This window comes from Stenotrophomonas sp. FR024 (genome assembly GCF_047500745.2).
In the GTDB taxonomy this organism is placed as follows: Bacteria; Pseudomonadota; Gammaproteobacteria; order Xanthomonadales; family Xanthomonadaceae; genus Stenotrophomonas; species Stenotrophomonas maltophilia_A.
Genome location: NZ_JAXAXM020000005.1, coordinates 114,082 through 139,794, shown reverse-complemented (window position 1 = coordinate 139,794; position 25,713 = coordinate 114,082). Strand labels below are relative to the sequence as shown.

Below are 25,713 nucleotides of genomic sequence, written 5' to 3'. Positions count from 1 at the left end.
GGCCGCCCAGCGGCAGCAGGCCACTCAACCCTCCGGGCGCACTCGATCGATGGCATGCGCCGTGAGTCCCAACCCGGCCATGATCAGGCCCTCCATGACGCGCGGGCCAACGTATTGCTCCAACTCACCGTTCTCGCGGGCGCGCTGTGCGGCCAGCAGGATTTCCAGCACCACGCGAAGACCCGCCAGCGAGCAGTCGGTGTCGGCCAGGGCGATGCGTCGGCCCGGCATTTGGTGGCGCTCTGGCCAGGGCTGACCATCGGAGGCGGCACCCGAACCGATGCTGTGCAGCAGGGCGACGAGCGTGTTCGGATCCAGCACGGGGCCGTTGGCGGGCGCGTCGTGGATCGCGTGCGGGGCAGGGGAGTGGGGCTGGGTCATGGCTGGGCTCCTTGCATGCATGCAGAAGCCGCCACCGATAAAGGTGGCGGACGGTGCGAGGTTCGAAACCCGGTCTACGCTAAAACCGGCAGGCACAAGGCCTCCGCGCACCGCCCGCCATAGCCGGCCGACGGATTGCCAGCCGGCACCACCTGATGGGTGATGCCGGCTGGCAAGCGTTTACTTCAGCGTAGAACCGGGGTTTCGAATCCCGGCCACCGATGCACGGTGGCACGGCAAGGAATACGCGGACCTATGCGTGATGCCAATGCAGTAAGGCCGATGCCGACACCACTTTCAACATTTTCAGAATCGTTGCATACCGCGCAATGAGACTGGAGCCTTGCGCTGCAATGCTATCGGCGATATCGGTGGTGCAGGCCTGCGAACTGTCGGTATCCGCCCGGCGGAGCCGTGAGCGAGGCGGATGCGACAGGATTGCCAAAGCCCGACAGGCGTCAGCAGCCCTTCATCGCGGCCTTGGTCCGCTCCAGCCAGGCCGCATTGTGGCTGCGCGCATGCCGCGACCAGTGCTGGGCATCGTCGATGATGCTTGCGAACAGGCTGCGGGCCTGCTCGCGATCGTCGGGTTGCGGCTGCGCTATCAGCCATTCGGCGTAGAGGCAGCGAGCGGCCGCATCGTTTCCGCATTCCACGGCGCGCTCGAATGCGGCGCGGGTGCCGGGCGCCTGGGTAACTGCCAGTGCCTGCGCGTAAAGCAGGGTCTGTTCCGGCTTGCGGCGCACATCCGGATGGCGGGCGAACAGGCCGTCCAGCGTCTCCACCGCCAGCGCGGCGTGCCCGGACTCAAGGCGGGCTCGGGCGAGGCCGGTCAGGATGTAGGGATCGTCACCCAGCGGCGAGCTGGCCGCCTGCTCGAGCAGGGTTCTGGCTTCCTCGGCCTGGCCTGCATCCAGTAGCGTCATGCCAAGACGAGCCCGATTCTGCACGGTGGGCGTGCGCGCCAGCTCGGCGCGAGCGTTACGCAGGTCCTGGCCCGGGTCCATGAGCTGCTTGGCGGAGCGGATGGCCTGCCGGGCGCCGCGCGAGTGGCGGACTTCCGGGAAGTAGATCGCCAGGAAGTAGACGACGCTGCCGAGCAGCGGGAACGAGAAGAGCAGGATGAGCCAATAGAGGCTCTGGCCCGAGCGGATGGCATGCACCGCGAAGTAGATGGCCGCCAGTACGTGGAGTCCGATTCCGATATAGGGCATGTGCGCCGCCTCGTCCTTGTGGGGGCTGGAACTATAGTGGGGGAGGGGTGGGGTGCCAATGGGGTGGGGCGATCGAGCGTGACGCGTCACGTTAATAGGGTTGGATTCTGCGAGGTAGGGCGCTGCATGTCACTATGTGAGGGTGCTGCATTGATGGAGGGCAATACATGGAACGTACGCAAAAAGCACTAGCGATGGCCAATGTCGCTGGTTGGGATCGGCGCTGGTCACGTTTGGCTTGGTTCAAGGGGGCTTTTATCTGAAGGCGTATTGGGACCACTTCGGCCTGGATCCCTTTCAGTTTGTGGCAGTGAGTGAGCTTGCGCTGGCAGGTTTAGCGGGCATCGGTTTGGTGTTGTTCTTCATGCTCGTGGCCCTGCTGCTTGGCGGCTGGGTTGAGGGCAAACTGACAACGCACACGCCCAAGGCCAGTCCGTTGATATGGCTGGTCTTGACGATCTTCCTTGTGGGCACGGCCGCGTTGATGTGATGGGCGAAGGGCTGGCCGCTTCTGATAGGCACAGCTTTGATGGCCATCTGCGCAGTGATCGTGCGCGTGTCGGCGGTGTTGCCGGCCTTCTTCAAGGACTCACCATGGCTGGTCTATGTCCTAGCGATGCTTGTCTATGTATCGTTTTCTTCGAACTGGCTTGGTTCTGAGCGCACCAAGAAGATCGCTGCCGATAGCAGCGAGCACACGGTGGCTGTGACTGTTGACGGAAAGGTGCAAGGCGGCCTGATACTGGCGGGTCGCTTTGGTGATAGTTATGTGTTTTGGGACTCAGGGCAGAAGCATGCATTACTTGTGCGTGCGGACGATGTCAGCAGATTGGAGGTTGCGCGTGGTTCTTTAGCGCCTGCAAAGTCAGCCCAGTAGCGATTAGGAAGATCTACCAGGGGTATGGCTCTGGATCGACCGAGACATTGAGTACCCGTTCGCGCTTGGCGTTTTTGCCCTAGATTGCCGTATGCGGTGGCCGAGCGCTCCCTTGGATGCACTCCAGTGACGACTCCCCGCTTCGGTGAACTAGTTAGTTAGCTCCCCGTGCGAACCAGTGGAATGACGATCTCCGGATGCGGTACCGTTTGTCTTAATTAAGACTGAGCTAACCGAGTAATGTCTGAAACGATAGCGTCAAACGCCCAAGGTAAGCCCATGCTGTGCGAGGTCCAACGCATCATCGAGGACTTCGATGCACTATACCCGTCACAAGACGTGGGTGCCGCCGTGGAGGCCATCGGCATCGCGACGCACGGCAAAGGCCTTTCGCAGTGGTCGGACCTTATCCACAAGCGCTTGGGCGCCTTGAGCGCTCCCGACCAGTACGGGGTGCGAGAGCATCTCCGCGACCTCACAACCGAAGTCGTATATGCGCACGCGCTATTTGATCAACCGCTCGAGCCGGTATTGAAAACTTTGGGGGCGGCTAGCTCGATCTCCGCGCCGCCCGATACTCGCAAGACCGCGGCGCCGATCGACTGGACAGCCTTGATCCAGGCCGCGCGCGTGCAGTCGTTATTGACCCAGTGGTACGCTGACAACTTGGACATGCGCTACCCGCGCGAGTTTGCGGTTGCGCGCGCCGCGCGCCGCCTAGCTGACCGCGGTTTCCCGGTGGAGCACGAGCGCACGCAACTTCGTCTTTCGCAGCAAACTAACGATCGGTTGATCGCGCGCTTGGAGGAATTGATCGGCGATCTAGGTGGACTAAGCTTGCTCCGAGAGTTGTTCCGAAAGGCCATTGCAACGTATGACGCCGACTCGGAGCGGTACATGATCGTCAGGGATACGAGGGTTGGGCGTCCGCGTGAACCAGACTTCCCTTGGGGTTACCTCATCGCCTTGAGCGCCAAGCACGTCTGCCGCCGCAACAGTCGCAGACCTGGCAACGAGGCTTGGGAAGAGCTTATCGGCCTAGCAACGGATTTTGCCGCCCTTCATGACGTCCAGGACTACACACCGCCGATCTTTGCGCAGATCCCGACCGACAAGCTCGTTGCGACGTTGACGAGACGAGCGCTCTACGACTCAATTTACACCTTTCCGCAACTACGCTCGAGCGATGTGCTGCGCATGCTTCGGCCGTTGCTGGCCGAGATTCCCGCTGACAGAACTTACGGTCCTGGTTGGACGAAAAATGACGTATTCTCCGTCATCGAGCAGCTATACCGGGCCATAGGAGATTGCCGCGGTCCGGTCTCTCTTGACCTTCGGCACATCGCCAAGACCGTTCCGGGCGTGGCGCCTGTGCTAGCCAAGCACATCCTGTTTGACGTGCTCTCGCACCCTTCCACGGGCCCAAACTCGCAGTTCTTCCGTCCCACCGACCAGACCGTGCGCGGCGCAGATCCGCTAACTGGCCCAGGCAACAGCCTGTACCTGCGCCCATTGATCCGGCTGGATGGCAAGCGCGCTATCGTCATAGATCGATCCGTGGCCGGGCCGGGCATGGTGGAGGCAGTGCTCAGTGCCGTGCGCGGGTACGAAGGTGCCGACACGTTCCAGGGCAAGGTGATTGGCGCAGGGGCCGAGGCGCTCATTCGACTTGAGTTCGCACAGCACGGTATTGCGATTCATACCGGCGACTACGACACGCCAAAGGTCCATGGCGAGTGCGACATCGTTATCGACGAGGCTGGCAACCTGGCATTCATTGAGTCCAAGGCCAAGGCCCTCACTCGAAACGCCGCCAACGGCAATGATGTCGACGTACTGCTCTCGCTCGCCGGCAGCGTGGTTGCGGCGATGGAGCAGTCTTTTGGGCATGAGATGCAGTTACGAAAGCACGGCGAGCTTGAGCTTTACGATAAGGAAACACGGAAGGTGAATCACACCTTGACCTGGAGAGGCCAGACCGTCGATCGCATCGCTTTGTCCCTGTACGACTTTGGTTTTTTCCAGGATCATACTGCGATCTCAAAGCTGATGTGGCCGATGTTGAATGCTCGCTACGGAGCGATCGACCCTGCAATCCAGAACACCTTCAAGGGTCAGTTTAAAAAGTTGAACGAGAAGGTGTTGCCAAAGCTCACCGGACACCTGCAGATTTGGGAAGAGCTTGGCTTTCAGGGGGAGGACCCCTTCGCATTCGGCAACTGGTTCCTGAGTGCCCCGCAGCTTTTTGGGCTGCTCGATGGGATCCAAGGGCCGGCCGAATTCTTCGAGCGACTCGGTTTTCTAAGAAACCTGACATATCAAAGCTACAACTTCCACCACCAACTCAAACATGCCTTATCTCTCAAGGCGGAGCGGGATGTTCGCGCCGACGGAGAAAGGCCTTGAGTAAGAGCGAGACCAGGCAACTTGGGAGAGCTTCCGCTTGGGGCCGGCAAAGCACACCTGGACGGAACAGGCTCGTAATTGTCGGGGGAACTTACAGGCAGGCAAGAGCCGAGCCAGAGCCGCAGCCATTGCCAAGCAGAGCCAACGGCGCAGCCAGAACGGATCGAGCAGAGTGGGGCGGTCATCAATGGGAACGCCATCGCGCGTGGGGATAGGGCGCTCGGCAGCTTCCCGGAAACGCCCTCATTCCAGAGCAGCAGCCACATGACCACGCCAGCGATCCCCACAAGGCTGTGACCCCGCCCGTACTCGCCAACCTGAAGGCTAAGGAGGTAAGCTTCGGCCCAGCTACAGAGGGAAGTCATGGTCACAAGGATTGCGGCAGCAGCGGTGCTGTGCGTGATGGCTGCGCCAGTAGGCGCTCAGCAGATTTACAAGTGCGTCACCAAGGGCCGCGTTGAGTACCAGTCGATGCCATGCGCCAATGGTGAGGCGGCGAAAACGTGGAATGTTGAGGTTGCCCCGCGCTCTGCCGAATCCGCAGCCAATGAGCGTCGCCTGGATATGATCAGGCAGCAGAATTCTGCCGCTGTCACGCCTCAACCGGCACCGCGCCCGGCTCCGGTCTACAGAAATGGCGGTGGTGGCGGCCAGCTACATCACGTTTCGCAGTACAAGGACGCCAACGCGTGCGAGGCAGCACGTGCCGAGCGTGAGCGCGTTTTCCGGGCCTATGGCACCAATCGCCCATTTGACGTTGGGCGACGCATGGACGACATGGTTTGGCGTGCATGCAAGTAACCAAAGCCGTGATTCTTTGGACTCACAGTGACAGGAGGGCCTAGGTGGCGGAAGATTTCTCGACCAGCAATCTGAACGAAGCCAAGTTCCATGCGAGCTTGATGATTCGCACGGTGGCTTTCTCGACGTCAGATTCAGTGGGGGCGTTAAGCTCGTATGTGACCGCCGCAGCCGGAGCTGCGTTTATTGCCGCCATCTCCACCGGCTCCTCAATAGCAGCCGCCCTTGGCGCAAACGTCCTTGCCGCATGGCTTTTCACGTGTGTTGTCACGATGGTGATCGGGTTCGCCGCTAAGGGAGCAGGTACTGGCGTCCAGGCTGCGAAGGCTGCGTATGAGATGGGAGCCAAGGAAACGGACCGCCTTGGCGGTTCGGCTTCCTACGACATTTCCCCCTTACCAATTGACGTTCAACGGCTGGTTCTTAAGGCCGCGCCATTCGGCGAGAGGTGGATCGCGCGGAATACGCTTGCCATGGACAGATATGAAGGCGCTCTCTCCATTGCACTCATGAGCAATCTGCAGAAGCGGCTCGTTTTCCTGCAGATATCCGTCCTGCTATTTGGCGGCGGTTACATTTCACGGATGGTGTGGTGGGTGTTCGAGCACGGAAAGATCCCCGGGGTGTAGGGGCAGCGCCCCTACGGAAGCGCCTCACACGCGCTGGCGGGACCTCGGCCCACGGCTCATGTAGACCACATTGCAGGTTTCGGCGCCGGAGCCAGGATCACCGACGCCCAACCGCCGTTCTCGGCGAATCCTGAGGACTTCGGCAAGGTAGATCACGCCGGATTTCGCCGTGGCGGATCCCGTGGGGGCCGGAGCCGATCGCGCAGCCAAGTCTGCGCGAGCCTCGGCCATCATCAGTCGCCATTCCCGCGCAATGTTGCAGATCAGGGACCACCAGGCCATATCGCAGGGTTCCAGCTGGTGACCTTCGGGAGTGAACATGTGTCCAGCTTGGAAGCCGAAACCGGCCCAAGGGCCGGTTAGGTCAGTTCGGTCATGCGGATCGATTTCGATCATGCTGCAAGCTCTTCCTTGTCGGGGGAGCCTGCAGGGAGGCAAGAGCCAAGCCAGAGCCGCAGCCATTGCCATGCGGAGCCGACAAAGCCGACCGCCGACCGATACAACATTTCGCATAATGTATATTATGTTCCATTCGAGGCTGGAGTGGGTGGCACGCGTCTTGTGCCGATCCACCTAATTGAAGGCGCTTGTCCCTAGATCACGCCCCTTCTGGATTCGCAAGAAAATTCTGAAGGCTTCAAGCGTGTCAGTGTCCCTAACTGATGGCATTTATGCCTAGATCGCGCCCCTCCTTGATTTCTAAGGGTTCTCGAGGGACCCAGTCCATCCAGTGACAACAATCAGGGCCAAATTCGCTTCAAATTTGACCCTGGTTCGTGTCAGGGCCGGCCAAATAGCCAGATTTCACCCTTATTCGTGTCACTAGCCGGGATCGCAGCCAAGCGGTCATTGCTTCGACCGCTTGCGTTTCGGCCTGACATCCGTAGCGACGCGAACTTCTTTGGATCGCTTGAGCGCCACTTCCAGCCTGGCTGTGGTGGCCGCTGATTGGGCGGCCTGGATATCCTGACGCAGCTGCTTCTCAAGGGCCCGGTGTTGTTCGGATGTCTTGCTTAGCTGCACTTGGAGTTCCTTGACCTCTTGGCGGGCACGATCACATCGCTGAGCGCCCGATTCTCGACAGATCTGACGTACTCGGTCCAGTCCTCCCGCTCAGATTTCGCCGTTTCCAGGGCTTCTTGAAGCCGAATATCCAGTTGCTGTCTCGCCGCCTCAGTTCGATCGGCTCTCCGAAGCCCGGTGTCCCGTTGCTCTGTGAGCTCTGAGATCTGCAGGCGGAGTTGGTCAACCAGGTGCTGGAGTTCTGCAGCTTGCGTAGTGGCAATTCTCTCACCTGTGAGAGCATCGTCGCGCTCTGAGCGCAAGTGAAGCCGCAGGCCATGCGAAGTCTCCTGTACTGCCACCCTACTCTGCTGATAACGTACGCGCGATAAATCTTCTGTCCGCTTCCGGCCAGGAGCAGTCGTTCGCAGCAGACACTCAGGGCGAGCGGCGAAGCGGCTTCCCTATTGTTCTCACAGCTTCTTCTCGAGAACGATCCTGACAAAGGGACTCCAGTGATCACCATCCAGTTGTGTCCATTCGCCAGTCAACTGTGATCCATCATCGCTGAAGCATCCAACGAAACGCTGGCTTTTCCCTTTAATCGTGTAGTTGCGCTCGTCGATCCTGGATACGAAATCATTCGTGCTGCCGTCTGGGTCGTAACTTCGGCTAAAGAACTCGCCGGTGGTACGGTTGATCCCGATTATTTCGATCGACTGAACGCGCTGCGATCCCATCATGGCGTCCACCTCATGCATCAGGAACTGCCCGTTCGGCAGCCATGAATAGATGTCAGTCGCATGCGACATGCCCCCTGCGCTACCATCGGGCTCGAGCGCAATGATTGTGGTCTGCCATGCCCCGTTGAGGACATCGAGGCTGCGGTGATGGTCGGAAGGGAAGCTATGCTGAACCATGAAGTTCTCCTGTGAGTGTCAATTCGACGAACCAGAGCGGTAAACCTCGACATTCCGGCACTTTTTTTGTTCCCGGACTGGGAAACACACTTGTCGCCGACCCGAGCTAAGGACACTTCCCCGCAGCAGCAGCTCCAATCGCTGATTCAGAGCGTACGCCCCGACGCACACCAACATCACCGGCCCCTTTCGGCCAGAACCGGTCATCTGCCCTACCCCTGATAAACATCCCTAATCCACGGCTGACCTTGAGCCCGTAGCGGCCCATGACTTTGAGACAGACTACGCCAATGGTCTAAGTGCCCAGGGTCAGTGAAGCTAGCCTGCCCTCATTTCGGATGCCTTAGGTCACTTTAAGTCGATGCATCGTCCGCGCAGAAGATCCGATGCATCGCACCCAGCAAAGCTGCAACGCGTCGGTCTGCCATGCGGTAGATGATCGACCGTGATTCCCGTCGGGTCGCTACCAGCTTTCGTTGACGGAGTTCGGCCAGCTGCTGTGAGAGTGCCGGTTGCCGAATGCCGGTCGCTTCCTCGAGTCCGCCCACCGTCAGTTCACCTTGGGCGAGCTGGCATAGCAGCGATAGGCGCGAAGGTGTGGCCATGAAGCGCAGCAGCTCGGCTACTTCAGGCACGCGCTCCTTCCCTGCGTGGATCCATTGGATCCACGCTTGATTGAAGCCCTCCCGATTTCATCATGGTTGAGTCAGCGGACGCACCGCATCCGCTGACCTCAGCCCATCTAGCCCACTGGCACATCCCTCTTCGAACCGTTGGATCCAACGAGCACCACTGCAGCCAGAGCGGCCAGGCCGGCAGCAATTGCCGCACCCAAGAACGCAGCCTGGAAACCCGTCAGCGTACCTTCCGCACTTTGGCCTGCAACAGAGCTGGAGCCCCATGTAGAAAGCGCAACCATAGTAGCGAGACCTATGGCAGAGCCAATCTGGTAGGTTGTATTGATCAGGCCCGAAGCCAGGCCGGTTTCCTCGGGTTTGGCGCCAGCCATGCCTGCCATTGTCGTCGGAATATACGCCAAGGCCATCCCGAACGCGGCGAGGAGAGAAGCAGGAAGAACGTGCGTCACGAATGAACCATCCGGCGGCAGATTCGCAAACATCAGGAGCGCTCCACCCATAAGCACCAATCCGATCACAAGGTTTGCTTTCACGCCAAACCGCCCAATAAGCCTACCGGAAAGGCCAACCATCACGATCATGATCGTGCCGGTCATCGGCAGAAGTGCCAAGCCACTGGCTAGCGCAGAGAGACCAAGGATCTGCTGGAGGTAGAGGTTCAGGAAGAACCAAAGTGGAATCCAAGCGGCGCCAAGAAGCGCCATTACAAGGTTGCCCGCCGCCAGGTTTCGTGCTTTGAAGATGCTCATGGGAAGAAGCGGCTCGCGCCTCACGAACTGCGCGACCAAGAAGACGGCGAACAGAACGAGTGATACACCCAGCATTGCCAGAACCTGCGGAGAATAGAATCCAGCCGTTTCAATGGTAACGATGGCAAAGACAAGACTGACAAGCGCAGTCGTCACACTGATCGCCCCAAACCAATCAACTGCGCCGGCGTTGCGCGGAGACTTGCGGAGCACAGCCGGTATCAAGGCGAGCACCAACAGGCCGAGCGGTACATTGATCAGGAAGGTCCAGGGCCAAGTCAGCCATTCGGTGATGACGCCACCTAGAAACACACCCGCAGATCCGCCGGCAGCAGCAGCGGCACCCCAGAAGCCGAATGCCTTGCCAAGTTCGGCACCATTGTGTCCAAAAAGACGCATGAGGATCATCAATGCGGACGGCGCGATGAGTGAAGCGCCAACGCCCTGCAAGGCGCGGCCGGCAAGCAGCATCTCCTGACTTTGTGCCAGCCCCGCTACCAGGGATGCGGCGGTAAGTATGAAGAAGCCGCTCGCAAATATCCTCCGCGCACCGAAGAGGTCACCCAGTCGCCCGCCCAGGAGCAGCAGACCGCCAAATGCGATGACATAGGCATTGAAGATCCAGCTAAGCCCACTGGCGCTGAAGCCCAGTTCAGCCTGCATTGCGGGTAGGGCCACGCCGATGATGGATGTATCAAGAATAACGATAAATTGGGCAGTACAAAGAAGAGCTAGAGCGGCCCATCTTTTCGGGTCAGGTATGTTCTTCTGCATTGAGACTTCCAAGTATCAAGTGCTCGCCAATTGCGATTGATGGTGAGTGTCAGACTTACAACGTTGACAGAGTCAACAGTGGGAATCATGCGCGCAGGTATGCGCATCAATGTTGATGCCCCCCCCTGCCGACAGGTCAGGGCAAGCGTTCGCTTGGGTGACTGGCCAACTGGGCCCGTAGCTTCCAGCAACGTGCATCTAGGCAATCCGGCCACGCTCAAACCTGCCGCGACAGAGGGCCTGTCAAAGCGTTGCTTCAGCAAGACCCCGGCTCGTGTCAGGAACTCTCAGCAACATTGACGACCAACGGAACCGTTCGGATCTCACCGCTACCCATGAACTGGATCCAAAGCGCATATTGGCCCGGTCTAGGAGGATTCGCGTGGAGCATCATCTGTGCTGGGATAGGGCCAGCTTGAACATGCCCTGCTCTGTGGGAACCGTGCGCGCCCTCGGGTGTATTGATCGACATTGCGTGGGCGTGGACGTAAGCAAGGTCATGAGTTCCGACGAACACCGCGTGAGCCGGGACGCCAAGGTACAGGCCCAGGTCCTGGGCAGGTTCTCCGTCCTTGAGAACCGTTAGTTTCAGCATGCTCTCCTTGCCCGCTTGCAACCCCTTCTGATCCAGTTGCACTGTATAGGGGCCGTCGGCTCCTTCACTGGATGACAGGGGAGGCTCGGTTCCAGAGGCGCCGGTTGCTGCATCCACTGAAACGTCGAAGCGAACCACCTGCTGTCCAAGCCCAGCAGGAACCGCGTCAGCAAAAACATGGTAAAGGCCCGGCTTCGGGAAGTTCATCGCCACCCGGAAGCGACCATCCGGCTCCGGTTTGCCCGGATGCTCGTGCAGGAAGCTGGAGAAGTTGCTGTCGGTTGCCAGAACATGCAGATCCTGCGTCAACTCCTCTTCGAACTTCGTTATGCGCTTACCCGTGGTCTTTTCGGAGAATGTGATAAGTAACTCGCGGGAAAGAGGGCCCGTTTTTTCAATGGAAATTTCGGCAGTCACCTTCTCGGTTGATCCCGGAAGTGCGAAGTGCCCTCTCAGCGCTCTCTCGGACGCCGCGGATGGCAGCGCGGCCGTACCGATGGCGGCCATGCCGAATGCAAGAAGATTTTTGATGAACATGGGGATCTTTCTCCATAGAAAATTGACCAGCTGCGTGCCAACGACTGACCGTGGCATCCGGCCTCGGCCGGCCTCGCCAGATCAGATGTGTGAACGTTGATTGCCTGGCTAATTGGCACATCAAATACTTTCAGCGCTGACAGCGTGGCAATGTCAATACGATCCATGGAAGCCTTTCTTTTCCATCTGCTTGGATTCATGTTCGGAGAATGCGGGTCTCAGGCGACGTCCAGTTCCCGCCTCCCCTGCTACCGCGGCAGTAGGAGTATTCGTCGCGACGTCATGAGCTGCAGAGTCGATAGTCAAACGGAATACGCAGGATCTTCCCATCATCTCCCGGTCCCGAAATGCTCGCTTGCAATGACGCTCCATCACGCCGGTACTCGATGCGCTTCGGGAAGTCATTCTGCAGATTCTCGAGCACCACCCAGTTCGCGCCGTGCTCGGCAATGACGAACGTGGTTGCCGCCACGCCATTTGGCTGCACATGCAGGCCAGCCGCTTTGCCTGCAGGCACCAGACGCATGTACTCGAATGCCTCCATATCGCCGCAGCTCAACGTGCGCGACATACCAAGCAACGCGCCGCCTGCCTCGGGCAGCCAGACCTCATCAAGCCTGCGCTCCTCGGTACCGCCACACCAATGCCCGGCCAGCCAGTCGAACCTGGCCGGAGCAGCGGTGACTGCACTGCTTCCCAACGCCAGCCCTGCGCCCAGCACCACCAACGTCGACTTCAACATACCCTGACCTCCTGGATCGGTTGGACGCAGGCTAGCGCCCCAGCCCCGGGGACGCTTGTAAAAATGCGCAGGATGACGTCCGATGCGGCATGGACTACCGCGAGCACCCTGCCCCCGACGACCTGCGCCGTCATGTCCAGTGCCTCTGGTGGCTGCGGGACGAAGCCCCAGGCCATGAGGTGCAGGTCATCTATCCCGATGGCCGGTGCGAGTTGCTGGCGGAACTTGGCGTGCCGCTGCATCTGCACGGGGCAGATGGCCGGATCCGTTCCGATCTGCCGTTCTGTTTCGCCGCACAGCAATGCGGCCCGATCCGCCTGCGGGCCGTCGGCCCGGTGTTCTGCATCGGCGTGCGGCTGCAGCCGGCCGCAAGCGCCTTGATCGCCGGTGCCCGCCTGCCCGGTCTTCGCGACCAGGCACCGGACCTGTACACGCTGGATGCCTCCTTTGCTGAGACCTTCAGTGCGGCCGCACGCGCAAGCGCGGCAAGCAGTACGCCCGAGCCGTTATGGCAGGTGCTGCGGGAATGCTGTGCCAGTTTCACCCTGGACGAGCGCATCGAACAGGCCGTTGCGGAGCTGGATGCAGCGGAAGGCGACCTGCGCATCGCCGAACTGGCGCGGCGGCTTGGCATGTCCCTGCGTGGCTTGCAGTCGCGTTTTCTGGCGGCCGTGGGCATGACCCCGAAAGAATATGCCCGAGTATGCAAGCTGCAGGCTCTGTTGCACACGTTGGATGGAGAAGCCACCAGCATCGCCTCCGCCGCTGCGCGCCACGGCTACAGTGACCAGGCCCATGCCACGCATGACCTGGTGCGATGGACCGGCGTCACGCCCGCTCGGCTGGTCCACGCGCTGCGCGGTGATCGCGGCAGCGACGATGCACTGCGGCTGGCTGCCGCCTTCGTGCGCGGAAGCAGTAGCGGCCACGCACGATAGCCGGACCCCACCCTCCTGCCCTGCTCCAGAGCCGACTCCATCAGCCAGCGCTTCCCGCCACCCGGATCTGCTCCCCCAGCTCCCGGATACGCGCTTCACCTGCCTCCAGTGCCTGCGGGCTGGTATGGACCGAGTAGTAGCCTGTTGCCAGCGGATACGGATGCCGTGCTGCGGTACCGAACACGAACTCGGTGTCCTCGCGGGCGAAGAACGCGACCTCCTGGCCGCCTTCCTCGAAGACCACCAGTTCACCTGCACCGATCGCTTCGGGTACACGCAGCGAGCCCACGCTCACCGCGGTCCAGGCCACGTCATGTCCCGGCGGCGGTTGGAACCGCCACGATTCTCCCGCCCGCAGTTTCACCGAAAAGTAGTTGATCGGTGCCGGGGCATCGATGGGGCTGCGGGCCGTGCCGTACGCTCCCAGCAATACGGTCACCGGGCCTGCGCTGCGGATCTCGCCAGGAGAGAAGTAGCGGCTGAAGGGCGCGCCCAACTCCAGTGCGGGCGGCAGCGCAAGCCACAGCTGGAAACCGCGCAAGCGATCAGAATCACCGAATCCGCCGCCGTGCCATGCGCCACTGCCGGCCTGCATCCACTCGATCCAGCCGGCCTCGATACTGCCCTGACGCCCCTGGTCGTCTTCATAGTCGACGGCCCCTTCCAGCAGCCAGGTGAGCGTGGCGATGCCCGAGTGCGGATGCAGGCCAAGCGCAGGGGCTTCGGCGCGCGAAAGATCGCGGGCGTCGATGAGATCGAGGAAGACGAAGGGCTTGAGACGTTCGCCCAGATCGGAAGGGCTCACCAGCCGGGTGATGGGCCCGTGGCTGCGGCCGCGGGTGCGATGCACGATGCGGCGCACGGAGGCGACCGGAGAGATCGCGGTGGATTCGGAAGGGTGGACGGCGAGCATGGCGTGGTCTCCTTGGAAGCAGGTTTCGAACGTCGCGACGACGTCCTACGCTCAAGGTAGGCACTGAGCACTCATGGCAGTAGCCCGCCAGTTCGGATTTCATTCCTCCATCGTTGGAGCAATAGCTGCCACGCGTGGAAGCGGCAGCGCCTCCCGCTCAGGTGCTTACCAGTTGCCCTGCATCAGATGGGTCGTGGCGAAGTCGACAAACGCGCTGGCGGCGCGTGGCAACTGCCGCCGGCTCTGGTAGACCACGAACAGCTCCAGGCCATCAATACGGTAGTCGGGCAGCACCTGGACCAGCGTCCCTTCCCGCAGCGGTTGCGCCACCATCGCCTCGGTCAGCAGCGCGATGCCCATGCCGGCCACGCAGGCCTTGGTCAAGGCAAAGGCCGAGTTGGCGCTGAATCGCCCGCGCACTTCGACCTCGGCGGGTCCATCCGGCCCCATCAAGCGCCACTGCGTGCGCCCTGAGCCCGAGGGCACGGCGATGCAGTCGTGCGTGGACAGGTCCTCCAGTGCGCTGGGCGCTCCCCGTGCCTCCAGGTAGGCCGGGCTGGCCACCAGCACGGCACGGTTGTTGCCCACCCGGCGCGCGATCAGTGTTGGCCCGGTGACTGCACCTGCACGAATCGCAACATCGATGCCGTCAGCGACCAGGTCGGCGCGCGCATCATTGAGCACGAACTCCAGGCGCACCCGCGGATGGGCCTGCAGGAATGACTGCACCCACTCCAGCTGGAACCAGTTGAAGAAGTCCACCGGCGCGGCAACGCGCACCTTGCCCACCGGCACTTCACTACCCTCGGAAAGCTCCAGGGTAGCGTCCGCCAGCGCCTCGATCTGCTCCACGCTGCGCGCGTACAGGCCCTCACCTGCATCGGTCAGGGTCAACTTGCGGGTGGAACGATGCAGCAGCCGGACACCCAGCTGCGCCTCCAGCTGCTGGATGCGCCGGCTGGCGGTATTGGAGGGCATGCCGATCCGGCGGGCGGCCTCAGCGAAGCTGCCGGCCTTGGCCACCTGTACGAACAGGGCCACATCATTGAGATCGATCACCCGCGGTCTCCATGCAGACGACCCCCGGTACGGAGGCCCCTGCATTGTGTTGCAAATGGTGTCGCCGCGCTCGGCGCAGCGCCCTTCCCTCATCGGGCCTTGCGCGCATCCAGGCTGAACCGGCCTGCGCCGTTGGCGGCCAGCATCAGGAATGCACCCGCAATGGATACATTCTTGAGGAACATGATCATCTGCGTCTGGTCAGCGACGTTGTTGTGGAACAGGAAGGCGGTAGCCAGGGTGAAGCCCGCCAGCAGAACGGCGACGATCCGGGTCTGCCAGCCGGCAATGATCGCCAGCGCGCCACCGATCTCCGCCAGGATCACCAGCGGCAGCAGCAGCGCGGGAACACCAACCGAGGCCATGTACCCCGCCGTGGCCTCGTAGGCGCTCAGCTTGCCGAATCCCGACAGCAGGAACAGTGCGACCAGCAGGAGGCGGCCGAGCAGTTCGACTGCGCCCTGCAGGCGGGTGGAGGACGAGGCACCAAAGGTGGTTGTGGAATAAGTGGACATGTCTGCATTTCCGGGAGGCGTGTTGAAACAAGAGGGACGGTGGCAGCGGCAGGAACGACGACATCATCATTGCCAGCGGGACGCACTCTAGGCGCCCCTTCCACCGCCCACTAGCCGCCCCAGGGGGAATTCACCCGTCCATTCATGGACGAATCCACCCACAGCGGGATTGCTCCCATCCGTGGACGAATGAAATCCGCTGCAATCGGCTAGTGGGGCCCAATGCCCCGAAATAGAGTGCAGCCGTGGCCCATGGCAGTGCGTTCGCCGGGCCCGTCCTACCCTTCACTACGAGAACCGCCATGAAGCTCCTGCACATTGATTCCAGCATCCTGGGCCAGCAGTCGGTCAGCCGCCAGCTCACCGCCCAGCTCATCGAAGCTGCCCGCAAGCAGCATGGCGACGTGAACGTGACCTACCGCGACCTCGCCCTGGCACCGGTCGAACACCTTGCTCCGCCCCACCTTGCCGCTGCCCAGGGCGCCCCCATCGAAGTGGATGCCCTGCAGCAGGACGTGGCGCTCGGTGCCGACGATCTGGATGCCTTCCTGCAGGCAGATGTCGTCGTCATCGGAGCACCGATGTACAACTTCAGCATTCCCAGCCAGCTCAAGGCCTGGATCGACCGCATTGCGATTGCCGACAAAACCTTCCGTTACACCGCACAGGGGCCGGAAGGCCTGGCGGGCGGCAAGCGGGTGCTTATCGCCTCCACCCGCGGCGGCATGTACGCCGGTGATGTGCCGGGTGCGGCCATGGACCACCACGAAACCTACCTGACCAGCCTGTTCGGCTTCCTCGGCGTCACCGACCTGCAGTTCATCCGGGCCGAAGGTCTGGCAATGGGCGACGATGCGCGTGCACAGGCACTGCGGCACGCCCAGCAGGACATCGAGCGCGTCTTCGCCTGATAGCTGTGCCGTCGGCGATACACATCGCCACGGCATTTCAATGCCATTCCGCCCGACGCACCGAAGCCGATGGACAGCGATATCGCTGTCTACAGGAACCGGTGCATCACATATACATCAACCAACCCCAGCGACAGATGCCGGAACGCCGCAGGTAGCGTACCGACCACGGCGAAGCCCAGCTTCCGATACAGCTCAATCGCTGGCGCATTGGTACTGACCACGTAGTTGAACTGCATGGCCAGAAAGCCTTCCGATCTGGCTCGATCAAGACTGTGCTCCACCAGCGCCCGGCCAATGCCGCGACCTTGTACCCGAGGATCGACCACATAGGTGGCGCTGGCCACATGCGCCCCCAGGTCCGGGTAGTTGGCGCCCATCTTGTACATTCCGACCACGCGCCCTTCCAGAACGGCCACAAAGGCCGCCTGCACTCCGAACCAATGGCTCCGGAAGGTGCCGGCCTCGAAGGTGACGGCGAACGGGAGCGAATCCTCCATCGTAATGGCCGCCTTGAAGATCGCCCACATGGCGTCGAAGTCACCGGCGGTGGCAGCTCGGATTTCCATGCGATTCCTCGCGGATCGGCGTAGTGGGCAGGCGGACACTAGCAGAATCCAGCAAGCGCCCCGTACCCGCTTCACGCGCCACCGCCATCGGTTCGGCAATAGTTGAGTGAATTCCGGCCCTTAGAGCAGTTCATGCCCCCTACTTCCGCGCGCACTCCACACCGGTTCCACCGATGGCGCGTCGCTGGCTACGTTCTACTGGGCGTGTACGTTCTCTACCTGCTCGCCGGCAACATCTTCCTCAACACCCCGCTGTTCGATCAGGTCACCAACCGCAAGCCGCACAAGTTCGTGATGACCACCGGCCCGGCCATCACGCTGCTGCCCGGCCACGTCATTGCCTGGAACGTGCATATGCGCGGCCACGTCAACCACACCGTCTACGTACTGCACGCCGAACGCGCCAGCGCCCGGCTGGCCGTGCTGCCCCTGTTCCGTCGCGAAGTGCGGGTTCCCCGATTGCAGGCCACAGGCGTGTCGGCCGAAATCAATCGCGTCGAGGATGCCATTCCGTCGCCCCCGCGCGGCGACCAGGGTTGGACCCTGCGTTTCGACGCCATCCACAGCGACAGCATCCGCAGCGCCCGGCTCGGCAAGCTGCTGATCATCGGCAAGGGCCAGGGCACGGTCGGGTTCCTCAAGCAGCTGCGCGGCGGCCCATCGGAACTGTTCGATTCCGAGGTCTCGTTCAGCAAGGCAGACACCAGCTATGACGGCGTGCAGCTGCTGGGCGACATGAATCTGACTGCGCGTTTCAGCTATCCGCGCCACTATCGCGATCAGGCGCCCGGCCTGGCCAAGTTGAAGCTGCTGCATGCGCAACTTGATTTGGAAGCGCGCAGCCAGGGGCTGCGCATGGATACGGACGCCACAACGCCAAAGATCTCCAGCGCGCCCGTGCCCGGACGCCTGCAACTAGCGGTCCACCTGATCGACGGCCAACTGCAACCCGGTGACCGCGCGCTCTGGCAGGTGCCGCTCTTCCTCGGCGATGGCGCGCCCAATCGCGGTGTGCTGGCCCTGCGGCTCAATGTGGCCAACGACCTGCGCCTGCAGGCCCGCCTGCCGCCACGCCCGGATTCGGCCGCCGGCATCGATGCCGACCTGCACATCACCGGGCGCGAGATTCCCTTCCAGCACCCTGCCCAGCTGCTGGAACGCAGCTCCGGCACCGTGCGCGGCGAATGGACCTTCACCTCGCTCAACTGGATCCCTGCCCTGTTCGTGCGCAAGCCGTGGCTGCAGCTGGATGGCGGCGGCACCCTGAAAGCAGATCTGCGCCTGCGCAATGGCGAACTGATCGAAGGCAGTACCGTGGACATCCCTTCGGCTGCCGCCGTGGCCGAGGTAGCTGGCGTGCGGCTGGCCGGCACGGCCAGTGCGCATGGCGAGCTGAAGGCCGGCAGCCCCACTCAGGCACAGTTGGCGATCCGGCTGCCCCGCTTCACCGCTCGCCCAAGCGATGCGAAGGATGTACGCCTGTTCGACGGTCGCGACCTGGCCGTGGACCTCACCGGCGATGGCCGCCTGCAGGAACTGCGCAAGGGCGTTCGTGCGCGGCTGCGCTTCAGCCAAGCGACCATCCCGGACCTGGCCGCCTACAACCGCTACCTTGGTTCCCAACAGGTGCGCCTGCTGCGTGGCACCGGCAGCCTCAGCGGCGACGCCACGCTCGACACCGATGGCCGCGTCGGCCATGGCACCGCGCGGTTGCTGGGTCGCAATGCCAGCGCCAAGGTGGCGGGCCTGGACATGGGCGGCGATGTCGACGTGAACGCGACGCTTCGCCGCGGGGACTTCAACCAGCGCCACTTCGATCTGTCCGGCACCACCGTGGAACTGCGCAATGTGCAGGTGGCGGGCACCGATTCCAGCAGCGCGTGGAAAGGCCGTGCTGTGTTCAAGCGGGGCCGCATCGACGCGCAGTCCCCGTTCCAGGTGGACGCTACCACCGATCTGACCCTGAGCGATGCACGCCCCTTGCTGGCCGTGTTCGCCAAGCGCACCGACTACCCGCGCTGGACGCTGTCCCTGCTGGATTCCGGCCAGGTCGATGCACAGGCCACGTTGCGCTGGCGCCCGGGTCATCTGCTGATCGACGGACTGCAGGCCGAGAATGATCGCCTGTCGGTACGTGCGCGGCTGGATCTGCTGGAGCAGCGCAAGCGGGGCGATCTCTATCTGCGCTGGGGGCTGTTGGGCGCGGGCATCGAGCTTGATGGCGAACAGCGCCAGTGGCATCTGGCCAAGGCGCGTGAATGGTTCGATCAGCGCCCTTCGCTGTTGCCGGCTGCCGAACGTGGAAGCCCCGCGGGTTCCTCCGACTGATCGCCACGGGCTGCATCCATTTGCCGCTTCCGTTCGTATGAACGGATAAACGCAGGAAGGAGCGGTACGGAATGAAGCGGCGTTCACAGGCTCTGGGTCTTCTGGGATGGGGCGTGATCACCTTTGCGGCGGCCGCAGTCGGCGCATGGGCATCGACATCCGCCGCCAGCTTCTACGCCACTCTCGCCCTTCCCGCCTGGGCGCCGCCTGCCAGCGTGTTTGGCCCGGTATGGAGCCTGCTCTACGCCATGATGGCCATTGCGGCGTGGCTGGTCTGGCGCGAACGCGGCTGGCGCAACGCGCAACCGGCCCTGGTGCTCTATCTGGTGCAGCTGGCCGTCAATGCCCTCTGGAGCTGGCTGTTCTTCGGCTGGAAGCTGGGCGCGCTGGCCTTCGTCGACATCCTGATACTGATCGCGCTGGTGTGCGCAACGATCGTTGCATTCGCCCGCCTCCATCGCGGTGCGGCGGTGATGCTGCTGCCTTACCTGGCCTGGATATCGTTCGCCTCGGCGCTGAACTTCGCGGTGTGGCGCACCAATCCCGGGTTGCTGTGACCCCGTATCAGTGCTCTCAGGCCTGTGCGACGCGCTGCGGCTGCCATGCACGCAGCAACGCCGGCTTGAACGCCTGCTGGCCACAGCCCGTTGGGCATCGCACCACCCGCGCGGCGGTGTGGCTGACCAGCCCCTGCCCCTCCTCGGCCTTGAACACCGTTTCGCAGCTCATGCACCGCGCAACCAGCGAGTACAGGTGGAGCAGGCGCCCGCTGGCCGGATCCTGCAGGGCATCCACATCCAGCAGCTCAAACTGGCAGCTGTCGGCAAGCATGCGGTATGGCGTTGAAGGCAAGCTCTGCAGGTTCACGGGGCGTGGTCGCTCAGGAATGTGCGTTCACCTTAGGCAAGTCGGTGTCGAGTGCGCGTGCAGCGCACATGTACCTTTCGCGAAACATGCAAGTGCTGCTGGAATGTTCATATGAAGAATTCAGGTTTGAATGAAACGTTCTTCACACGCACGTACCGGTATGCGAATGCACGATTTTGCGTCACCATCCGTGCATGCCGGATGCAACGCTGGGCCATTCCAGCCATCCACGAATCATGAGTCCCGCCTTTGATGCCTTCTGCCGAGTCCACGCACGACACTGCCTTGTCCAGTTGCGCGCGCGAACCGATCCACACCCCCGGCGCGATCCAGCCCTACGGCGTGCTTCTGGTCGTTGAACCGCAGTCCCTGCGGGTGCGCGAGCGCGCCGTCAGTCATCCCGGCCTGCTGCAGCAGTTCGGCGAACCGTTGATGCAGCATGTCAGCGAGGTACTGGGCGGCGTGCTGGCGCCCTTCCAGGCGCTGTTCCAGCAGGCCACGGTGGGCAGCAGCGCGCATGTCGGCGCCGTGCACCTGGATGGCCACGGCCGCCATCAATTGTTGGTGCATCGCTCCGCCACCGATCTGCTGATCGAGCTGGAGGCGCCGGTTCCCGGCCAGCCTGGTTCGCTGGAAGAATTGTATCCGTCGATCCGCGAACTGATGACCGGCATCGAATCGGCTACCACCGTGGAAGATCTGTGCCAGCTGGCGGCCGCGCACATGCGCCGGCTGACCGGCTTCGATCGCACCCTGGTCTACCAGTTCGATCCCGGCTGGAACGGCATCGTGGTCGCCGAGGATGGCAACGGCCTGTTGCCGTCCTACCTGGACCTGCGCTTCCCCGAGTCGGACATTCCTGCGCAGGCCCGCGAGCTGTACCGCCGCAATCGGGTGCGCCTGATCGCGGACAACAGCTATACCCCTACCCCGCTGATGCGGGCCGAGGACCATCGCGACGCGCCGGCTACCGACCTGAGCCTGGCCGTGCTGCGCAGCGTTTCGCCCGTGCACCTGCAATACATGCGCAACATGGGCACCGGCGCATCGATGTCGGTGTCGCTGGTGCACGAGGGCCAGCTGTGGGGCCTGGTGTCCTGCCACACGGTGCAGCCACGCCGCCTGCCCTACCACGTGCGCACTGCCTGCGAGTTCATGGGCCAGATCCTGTCACTGCAGATCGCCCTGAAGGAGCGTGCACGCGCCATCGAAGAGCGCGTGGCGCGCCGTTCGGTGCTGGTCAAGCTGCTGGCACGCATGGCCGGCGACGAGGATTTCATGGCTGCGCTGCGCCACGATGAAGCCAGCCTGCTGTCGCTGACCGGCGCTGCCGGTGCGGCCATCGTGCACAAGGGCGACTGCATGCGCGTGGGTGAGTGCCCACCCGCCAGCGACGTGCTGGCCCTGGCTGATTGGCTGGCTACCCAGCAGACCGGGCAGGAAACGTACTGCAGTGACCATCTGGCAGCCGACTGGGCGCCCGGCGCGCGCCTGTCCGATGTGGCCAGCGGCGTACTGGCGGTGTCCATTTCGCAGCTGCACGACAGCTATCTGATGTGGTTCCGCCCGGAAGTGGTGCGCACCGTGCGCTGGGGTGGCGACCCACGCAAAGCGGCGGCGCCCGGCGTGGCACTGTCCCCGCGCAGTTCATTCGAAGCCTGGAAAGAGACCGTGCAGCAGCGCAGCCTGCCGTGGTCCGACGCCGACTGCGATGCCGCACACGAAATGCGCACGGCCATCGTCGATATCGTGCTGCGCAAGGCCGAGGAAATGGCCGAGCTCAACGAGCAGCTGGTCCGCAGCAACAAGGAGCTCGAAGCGTTTTCCTATTCGGTCAGCCACGACCTGCGCGCGCCGTTCCGCCACATCGTCGGTTATTCGGAGCTGCTGGGCAGCTCGGCCGGCGAACGCCTCAACGATACCGAGCGCCGCTTCCTGGATACCATCGTGGAGTCGGCCAAATCCGCTGGGACACTGGTGGACGATCTGCTGAGCTTCTCGCAGATGGGCCGTTCCACGCTCGGCCGGGTACGGCTGGATATGGCGGCGCTGGCCGAAGATGTGCACCGGAGCCTGGCTTTGGACTACGCCGGACGCGATGTGCAATGGACGCTTGCGCCGCTGCCGGAGGTGGAGGCCGATCCCACGATGTTGCGTCTGGTCTGGCAGAACCTGCTGGCCAACGCGATCAAGTTCACCCGCGAGCGCGAGCAGGCCGTTATCGAGGTCGGTCACGAGCGCAACGTCGACGAAGACCACTTTTTCGTGCGTGACAACGGCTGCGGCTTCGACATGCGCTACGTGGACAAGCTGTTCGGTGTGTTCCAGCGCCTGCATCACGTCGAAGAATTCGAAGGCACCGGCATCGGCCTGGCCAATGTACGCCGCATCATCGGCCGCCATGGCGGCCGTACCTGGGCCGAGGGCGAGCCCGGCAAGGGCGCCACAATTCATTTCACCCTACCCCGTTCCACAGGAGATCACCCATGAGGGACCTGCGGCCGATCCTCCTGGTGGAGGACAGCCCCAAGGATGCCGAGCTGACGCTGGCCGCGTTGTCGCGCTGCCAGTTGCTGAACGATGTCATCCATGTACGCGATGGTGCCGAGGCGCTGGATTACCTGCGCTGCGAAGGCAAGTTCGCCGGCGCCATGCACGGCGGCCCGGTAGTGGTGCTGCTGGACCTGAAGCTGCCCAAGGTGAACGGCCTGGAAGTGCTGGAACAGGTGCGCGCTGACTCACAGCTGAGCAGCACACCGGTGGTGATGCTGACCTCCTCCCGCGAAGAGCAGGATCTGGTGCGCAGTTACGAACTGGGCGTGAACGCATTCGTGGTCAAGCCAGTGGACTTCAAGGAGTTCTTCGACGCCATCCAGGGGCTGGGCATGTTCTGGGGCATCACCAACCAGCCCCCGCCGCATCGGCCCAACGGCTCGGGGCAGCACAATGCGTGATGGATCGCGCCGCAGCGAGCGCCTGCGCATCCTCATGCTGGAGGACAGCGCGCTTGATGCGGAGCTGATCAGCGCACAGCTGCAGCGTGCCGGCCTCGATTTCGAGGCCGAGCGTCTGTGGACCCGCAATGCCTTCATCGAGGCAATTGAGAATCGCGCCTTCGATGTGATCCTGGCCGATCATGTGCTGCCCGGATTCGACGGCGATGCGGCCCTTGCACTGGCACGCGAGCGGATTCCGCAGACCCCTTTCATCTTCGTCTCCGGCACGCTGACCGAAGAACTGGCGGTGCAGGCACTGACCCGCGGCGCACGCGATTACGTAGTCAAGCAGCGCCTGCAACGCCTGCCGGATGCGATCCGACGCGCCCGCCAGGAGGCGTACGAGCGCACCCAGTTGGCCCACGCGCAGGCCGCCCTGAATGACAGCCAGGCGCAGCTGCAGCAGGTCACCGATGCCGTCCCTGCGCTGATCGCCCAGCTCGACACGGCGCATCGCTACCGCTTCGCGAACAAGGCGTTCCTGGACTGGCACGGCGTCAGCCTGGCCGAACTGCTGGGTCGCGCGGCACGGGATGTCAGCGGCATTTCCGCCTTCGAGCACGCCCTGCCCAGCCTGGAGCGGGTACTGCAGGGCGAGCGCACCAGCTTCCAGGTCGAACTGGTCCACCGCAGCGGCGAGTCACGATTCGTGCAGATGGACTGCGTACCGGAACATGCGGCCGATGGCAGCGTGGTCGGCTACATCTGCATGGGCAGCGATGTTTCACTGTTGAAGCAGGCCGAACTGGCGCTGCGCGAGGACAACCAGATTCTCGAGCGACAGGTGCAGGCACGCACCGCCGAGTTGAGGGCCAGCAAGCGGCGCCTGCAGGCGATCTTCGAATCCAGCTTCCAGCATCAGGTGCTGCTGGATCTGTCCGGGCGCGTGGTTGATGCCAATGACGCGTCACTGGCCGCGGTGCTTGCGGACAAGAAGGACACCGTTGGCGCGCGCTTCGGCGAATCGCTCTGGTTTGCCACAACCGATGGCATCAGTGCGCTGATCGACCAGGCCGTCGCCGCAGCCGTACAGGGCCGCAGTTCGCTGCATGCACTGGAACTGGAACTCCCGACCGGGCGGCGCAGCTTCGACTTCTCGTTCCGCCCGCTGCTGGATACCGAAGGCGTGGTCACCGCCGTGGTTTCCGAGGCGGTGGAAACCACCGCGCGGCTTCAGGCAGAACACGCACTGCGCCAGTCGCAGAAGATCGAGGCGGTCGGCCAGCTCACCGGCGGCATCGCCCATGATTTCAACAACATCCTGACGGTCATCTCCGGCAACGTCGAGCACGCCATGCTGCTCAATGAACGCGCCGGAGAACCCGGGGCAATGGTCAGCCGTGCACTGGACAATGCACTGAAAGGCGTCGGCCGTGCCGCCAGCCTGACCCAGCGCCTGCTGGCGTTTGCCCGTCGCCAGCCGCTGCACAGCCAGGCCGCCAACCTCAACGAACGCCTGCTGGACATGCACGACATGCTGCAGCGTGCACTGGGTGAGCTGGTGCAGCTGGAGATCCGCAACGCCGAGGACATCTGGTGCGTGGAGATCGACATCAGCCAGCTGGAGGCCTCCGTACTGAACCTGGCGGTCAATGCCCGCGATGCGATGCCGCATGGCGGCCGGCTGGTGATCGAAGTCGACAACAGCCACCTCGACCACGACTACGCCGCCCTGTTTCCCGATGCAACGCCAGGCGAGTACGTGATGTTGCGGGTGCGCGACAATGGCCACGGCATGGACGCAGCGACCCTGGCGCGCGTGTTCGAGCCGTTCTTCACCACCAAGCAGGTTGGCCGCGGCACCGGGCTTGGCCTGTCCATGGTGCATGGCTTCGTCAAGCAGTCCGGTGGCCACGTGCTGATCGACTCGGTGGAAGGCGGCGGTACCAGCATCACCATGATGTTCCCGCGTTCGGCGCTGGCGCTGCCCTGCGAAGCACGCACCCCACAGACCGGCCTGGCGGGTTACTCACCGCGCGAGGAAACCATTCTGGTGGCCGAGGACAATGACGATGTCCGCGCCCACACGGTGGATGCGCTGCGGCTGCTCGGCTACCGCGTGCTGGAAGCCCACGACGGACCCTCCGCACTGCGGCTGCTGGAACGCCCCGACACCAAGGTGGATCTGCTGTTCTCGGACGTGGTGATGCCCGGCATGTCGGGCTGGGAACTGGTGCACGAAGTACGTGAACGCTGGCCGGAAGTCGCCGTCCTGTTCACGTCGGGCTATCCACGCGACCACGACCAGGTGGGCAGCCAGGGACGCGCCGTTTCATTGCTGCCAAAGCCGTTTACCCGCAGTGATCTTGCAGCGGCGGTGCGCACCGCGCTGGAGGCGACGCCGCACTGAGG

The 25,713-nt window shown here is 62.8% G+C and carries 25 protein-coding genes; 12 read left to right on the top strand and 13 right to left on the bottom strand.

Going from position 1 to position 25,713, the window contains the following annotated elements; all coding sequences use genetic code 11:
• Nucleotides 1–24 precede the first annotated feature (24 nt).
• The gene (locus ACMZ91_RS07770; protein ID WP_049401575.1) at nucleotides 25–381 is read right to left on the bottom strand and encodes a hypothetical protein; all 357 of its coding nucleotides are present in this window, start codon (nucleotides 379–381) and stop codon (nucleotides 25–27) included.
• A gap of 458 nt (nucleotides 382–839) precedes the next feature.
• Nucleotides 840–1,595 carry a tetratricopeptide repeat protein gene (locus ACMZ91_RS07765; RefSeq protein ID WP_100437624.1) on the bottom strand — a complete coding sequence of 252 codons (756 nt, stop codon included), beginning with the start codon at nucleotides 1,593–1,595 and terminating at the stop codon, nucleotides 840–842.
• Nucleotides 1,596–1,806: 211 nt separating this feature from the next.
• Here ACMZ91_RS07765 and ACMZ91_RS07760 point away from each other — a divergent pair, with 211 nt between their 5' ends.
• The 5 genes from ACMZ91_RS07760 to ACMZ91_RS07740 all read left to right on the top strand — a co-directional run bounded on the left by ACMZ91_RS07760 (nucleotide 1,807) and on the right by ACMZ91_RS07740 (nucleotide 6,308).
• On the top strand, nucleotides 1,807–2,085 hold the full coding sequence (locus tag ACMZ91_RS07760) for a hypothetical protein (protein ID WP_223224611.1): 279 nt from the start codon (nucleotides 1,807–1,809) through the stop codon (nucleotides 2,083–2,085).
• A gap of 39 nt (nucleotides 2,086–2,124) precedes the next feature.
• Nucleotides 2,125–2,472, top strand: a complete 348-nt coding sequence (locus tag ACMZ91_RS07755) for a hypothetical protein (protein ID WP_223224610.1) — start codon at nucleotides 2,125–2,127, stop codon at nucleotides 2,470–2,472.
• Between the two features lie 279 nt (nucleotides 2,473–2,751).
• A complete protein-coding gene (locus tag ACMZ91_RS07750; RefSeq protein WP_049463372.1) occupies nucleotides 2,752–4,878 on the top strand; it encodes a hypothetical protein in 2,127 nt (708 codons plus the stop codon).
• A 363-nt stretch (nucleotides 4,879–5,241) separates the two neighbouring features.
• Entirely contained in the window at nucleotides 5,242–5,679 is a 438-nt protein-coding gene (locus ACMZ91_RS07745) for a DUF4124 domain-containing protein (protein WP_080356585.1), read from the top strand.
• Between the two features lie 44 nt (nucleotides 5,680–5,723).
• Complete coding sequence (locus ACMZ91_RS07740; protein ID WP_414576503.1) at nucleotides 5,724–6,308, top strand: hypothetical protein; 585 nt, start codon at nucleotides 5,724–5,726, stop codon at nucleotides 6,306–6,308.
• Between the two features lie 24 nt (nucleotides 6,309–6,332).
• Here the strand turns inward: ACMZ91_RS07740 and ACMZ91_RS07735 are convergent, their stop codons facing one another.
• From ACMZ91_RS07735 to ACMZ91_RS07710, 6 genes are all read right to left on the bottom strand, one after another.
• Nucleotides 6,333–6,704 carry a DUF3653 domain-containing protein gene (locus tag ACMZ91_RS07735; RefSeq protein ID WP_049463370.1) on the bottom strand — a complete coding sequence of 124 codons (372 nt, stop codon included), beginning with the start codon at nucleotides 6,702–6,704 and terminating at the stop codon, nucleotides 6,333–6,335.
• Nucleotides 6,705–7,783: 1,079 nt separating this feature from the next.
• Nucleotides 7,784–8,230, bottom strand: coding sequence for a DUF1579 family protein (locus tag ACMZ91_RS07730; RefSeq protein WP_049463369.1), 447 nt, complete (start codon nucleotides 8,228–8,230; stop codon nucleotides 7,784–7,786).
• A gap of 353 nt (nucleotides 8,231–8,583) precedes the next feature.
• On the bottom strand, nucleotides 8,584–8,886 hold the full coding sequence (locus ACMZ91_RS07725; RefSeq protein ID WP_265350077.1) for an ArsR/SmtB family transcription factor: 303 nt from the start codon (nucleotides 8,884–8,886) through the stop codon (nucleotides 8,584–8,586).
• Between the two features lie 86 nt (nucleotides 8,887–8,972).
• A complete protein-coding gene (locus ACMZ91_RS07720; protein WP_134950574.1) occupies nucleotides 8,973–10,391 on the bottom strand; it encodes a DHA2 family efflux MFS transporter permease subunit in 1,419 nt (472 codons plus the stop codon).
• 277 nt (nucleotides 10,392–10,668) lie between these two features.
• Nucleotides 10,669–11,523, bottom strand: a complete 855-nt coding sequence (locus ACMZ91_RS07715; protein ID WP_049463367.1) for a DUF8832 domain-containing protein — start codon at nucleotides 11,521–11,523, stop codon at nucleotides 10,669–10,671.
• 280 nt (nucleotides 11,524–11,803) lie between these two features.
• Nucleotides 11,804–12,265 (bottom strand): DUF6265 family protein, encoded by a 462-nt coding sequence (locus tag ACMZ91_RS07710; RefSeq protein ID WP_049463366.1) that lies wholly within the window; start codon nucleotides 12,263–12,265, stop codon nucleotides 11,804–11,806.
• Between the two features lie 89 nt (nucleotides 12,266–12,354).
• Here ACMZ91_RS07710 and ACMZ91_RS07705 point away from each other — a divergent pair, with 89 nt between their 5' ends.
• Nucleotides 12,355–13,203 carry a helix-turn-helix domain-containing protein gene (locus ACMZ91_RS07705; RefSeq protein ID WP_049463365.1) on the top strand — a complete coding sequence of 283 codons (849 nt, stop codon included), beginning with the start codon at nucleotides 12,355–12,357 and terminating at the stop codon, nucleotides 13,201–13,203.
• Nucleotides 13,204–13,243: 40 nt separating this feature from the next.
• Here ACMZ91_RS07705 and ACMZ91_RS07700 read toward each other — a convergent pair whose 3' ends face one another.
• The 3 genes from ACMZ91_RS07700 to ACMZ91_RS07690 all read right to left on the bottom strand — a co-directional run bounded on the left by ACMZ91_RS07700 (nucleotide 13,244) and on the right by ACMZ91_RS07690 (nucleotide 15,690).
• Nucleotides 13,244–14,116, bottom strand: coding sequence for a pirin family protein (locus ACMZ91_RS07700; RefSeq protein WP_049463364.1), 873 nt, complete (start codon nucleotides 14,114–14,116; stop codon nucleotides 13,244–13,246).
• A 165-nt stretch (nucleotides 14,117–14,281) separates the two neighbouring features.
• Nucleotides 14,282–15,175, bottom strand: coding sequence for a LysR family transcriptional regulator (locus ACMZ91_RS07695; RefSeq protein ID WP_049463363.1), 894 nt, complete (start codon nucleotides 15,173–15,175; stop codon nucleotides 14,282–14,284).
• Nucleotides 15,176–15,264: 89 nt separating this feature from the next.
• A complete protein-coding gene (locus ACMZ91_RS07690; RefSeq protein ID WP_049463362.1) occupies nucleotides 15,265–15,690 on the bottom strand; it encodes a DoxX family protein in 426 nt (141 codons plus the stop codon).
• A 302-nt stretch (nucleotides 15,691–15,992) separates the two neighbouring features.
• On the opposite strand from ACMZ91_RS07690, the gene ACMZ91_RS07685 reads away from it, so the two are divergent.
• Nucleotides 15,993–16,601 (top strand): FMN-dependent NADH-azoreductase, encoded by a 609-nt coding sequence (locus ACMZ91_RS07685; RefSeq protein WP_134950580.1) that lies wholly within the window; start codon nucleotides 15,993–15,995, stop codon nucleotides 16,599–16,601.
• A gap of 89 nt (nucleotides 16,602–16,690) precedes the next feature.
• Here the strand turns inward: ACMZ91_RS07685 and ACMZ91_RS07680 are convergent, their stop codons facing one another.
• Nucleotides 16,691–17,170, bottom strand: coding sequence for a GNAT family N-acetyltransferase (locus tag ACMZ91_RS07680; RefSeq protein WP_049463360.1), 480 nt, complete (start codon nucleotides 17,168–17,170; stop codon nucleotides 16,691–16,693).
• A 132-nt stretch (nucleotides 17,171–17,302) separates the two neighbouring features.
• Between ACMZ91_RS07680 and ACMZ91_RS07675 the strand changes: the two genes are divergently transcribed.
• Both ACMZ91_RS07675 and ACMZ91_RS07670 read left to right on the top strand, forming a co-directional pair.
• Nucleotides 17,303–19,498: an AsmA family protein gene (locus ACMZ91_RS07675; protein WP_414576498.1), complete on the top strand. Its 2,196-nt coding sequence runs from the start codon at nucleotides 17,303–17,305 to the stop codon at nucleotides 19,496–19,498.
• Nucleotides 19,499–19,569: 71 nt separating this feature from the next.
• Nucleotides 19,570–20,055, top strand: a complete 486-nt coding sequence (locus tag ACMZ91_RS07670) for a TspO/MBR family protein (RefSeq protein ID WP_049463358.1) — start codon at nucleotides 19,570–19,572, stop codon at nucleotides 20,053–20,055.
• Nucleotides 20,056–20,071: 16 nt separating this feature from the next.
• Here the strand turns inward: ACMZ91_RS07670 and ACMZ91_RS07665 are convergent, their stop codons facing one another.
• Complete coding sequence (locus tag ACMZ91_RS07665; RefSeq protein ID WP_049463357.1) at nucleotides 20,072–20,365, bottom strand: hypothetical protein; 294 nt, start codon at nucleotides 20,363–20,365, stop codon at nucleotides 20,072–20,074.
• 252 nt (nucleotides 20,366–20,617) lie between these two features.
• Here ACMZ91_RS07665 and ACMZ91_RS07660 point away from each other — a divergent pair, with 252 nt between their 5' ends.
• The 3 genes from ACMZ91_RS07660 to ACMZ91_RS07650 are packed head-to-tail and all read left to right on the top strand — an operon-like array spanning nucleotide 20,618 to nucleotide 25,711.
• Entirely contained in the window at nucleotides 20,618–22,855 is a 2,238-nt protein-coding gene (locus ACMZ91_RS07660; protein ID WP_049463356.1) for an ATP-binding protein, read from the top strand.
• Nucleotides 22,852–23,319, top strand: coding sequence for a response regulator (locus ACMZ91_RS07655; RefSeq protein ID WP_049463355.1), 468 nt, complete (start codon nucleotides 22,852–22,854; stop codon nucleotides 23,317–23,319). Before ACMZ91_RS07660 ends, ACMZ91_RS07655 begins: the two co-directional genes overlap by 4 nt.
• Complete coding sequence (locus tag ACMZ91_RS07650) at nucleotides 23,312–25,711, top strand: response regulator (RefSeq protein WP_134950582.1); 2,400 nt, start codon at nucleotides 23,312–23,314, stop codon at nucleotides 25,709–25,711. Before ACMZ91_RS07655 ends, ACMZ91_RS07650 begins: the two co-directional genes overlap by 8 nt.
• Nucleotides 25,712–25,713: the final 2 nt, after the last annotated feature.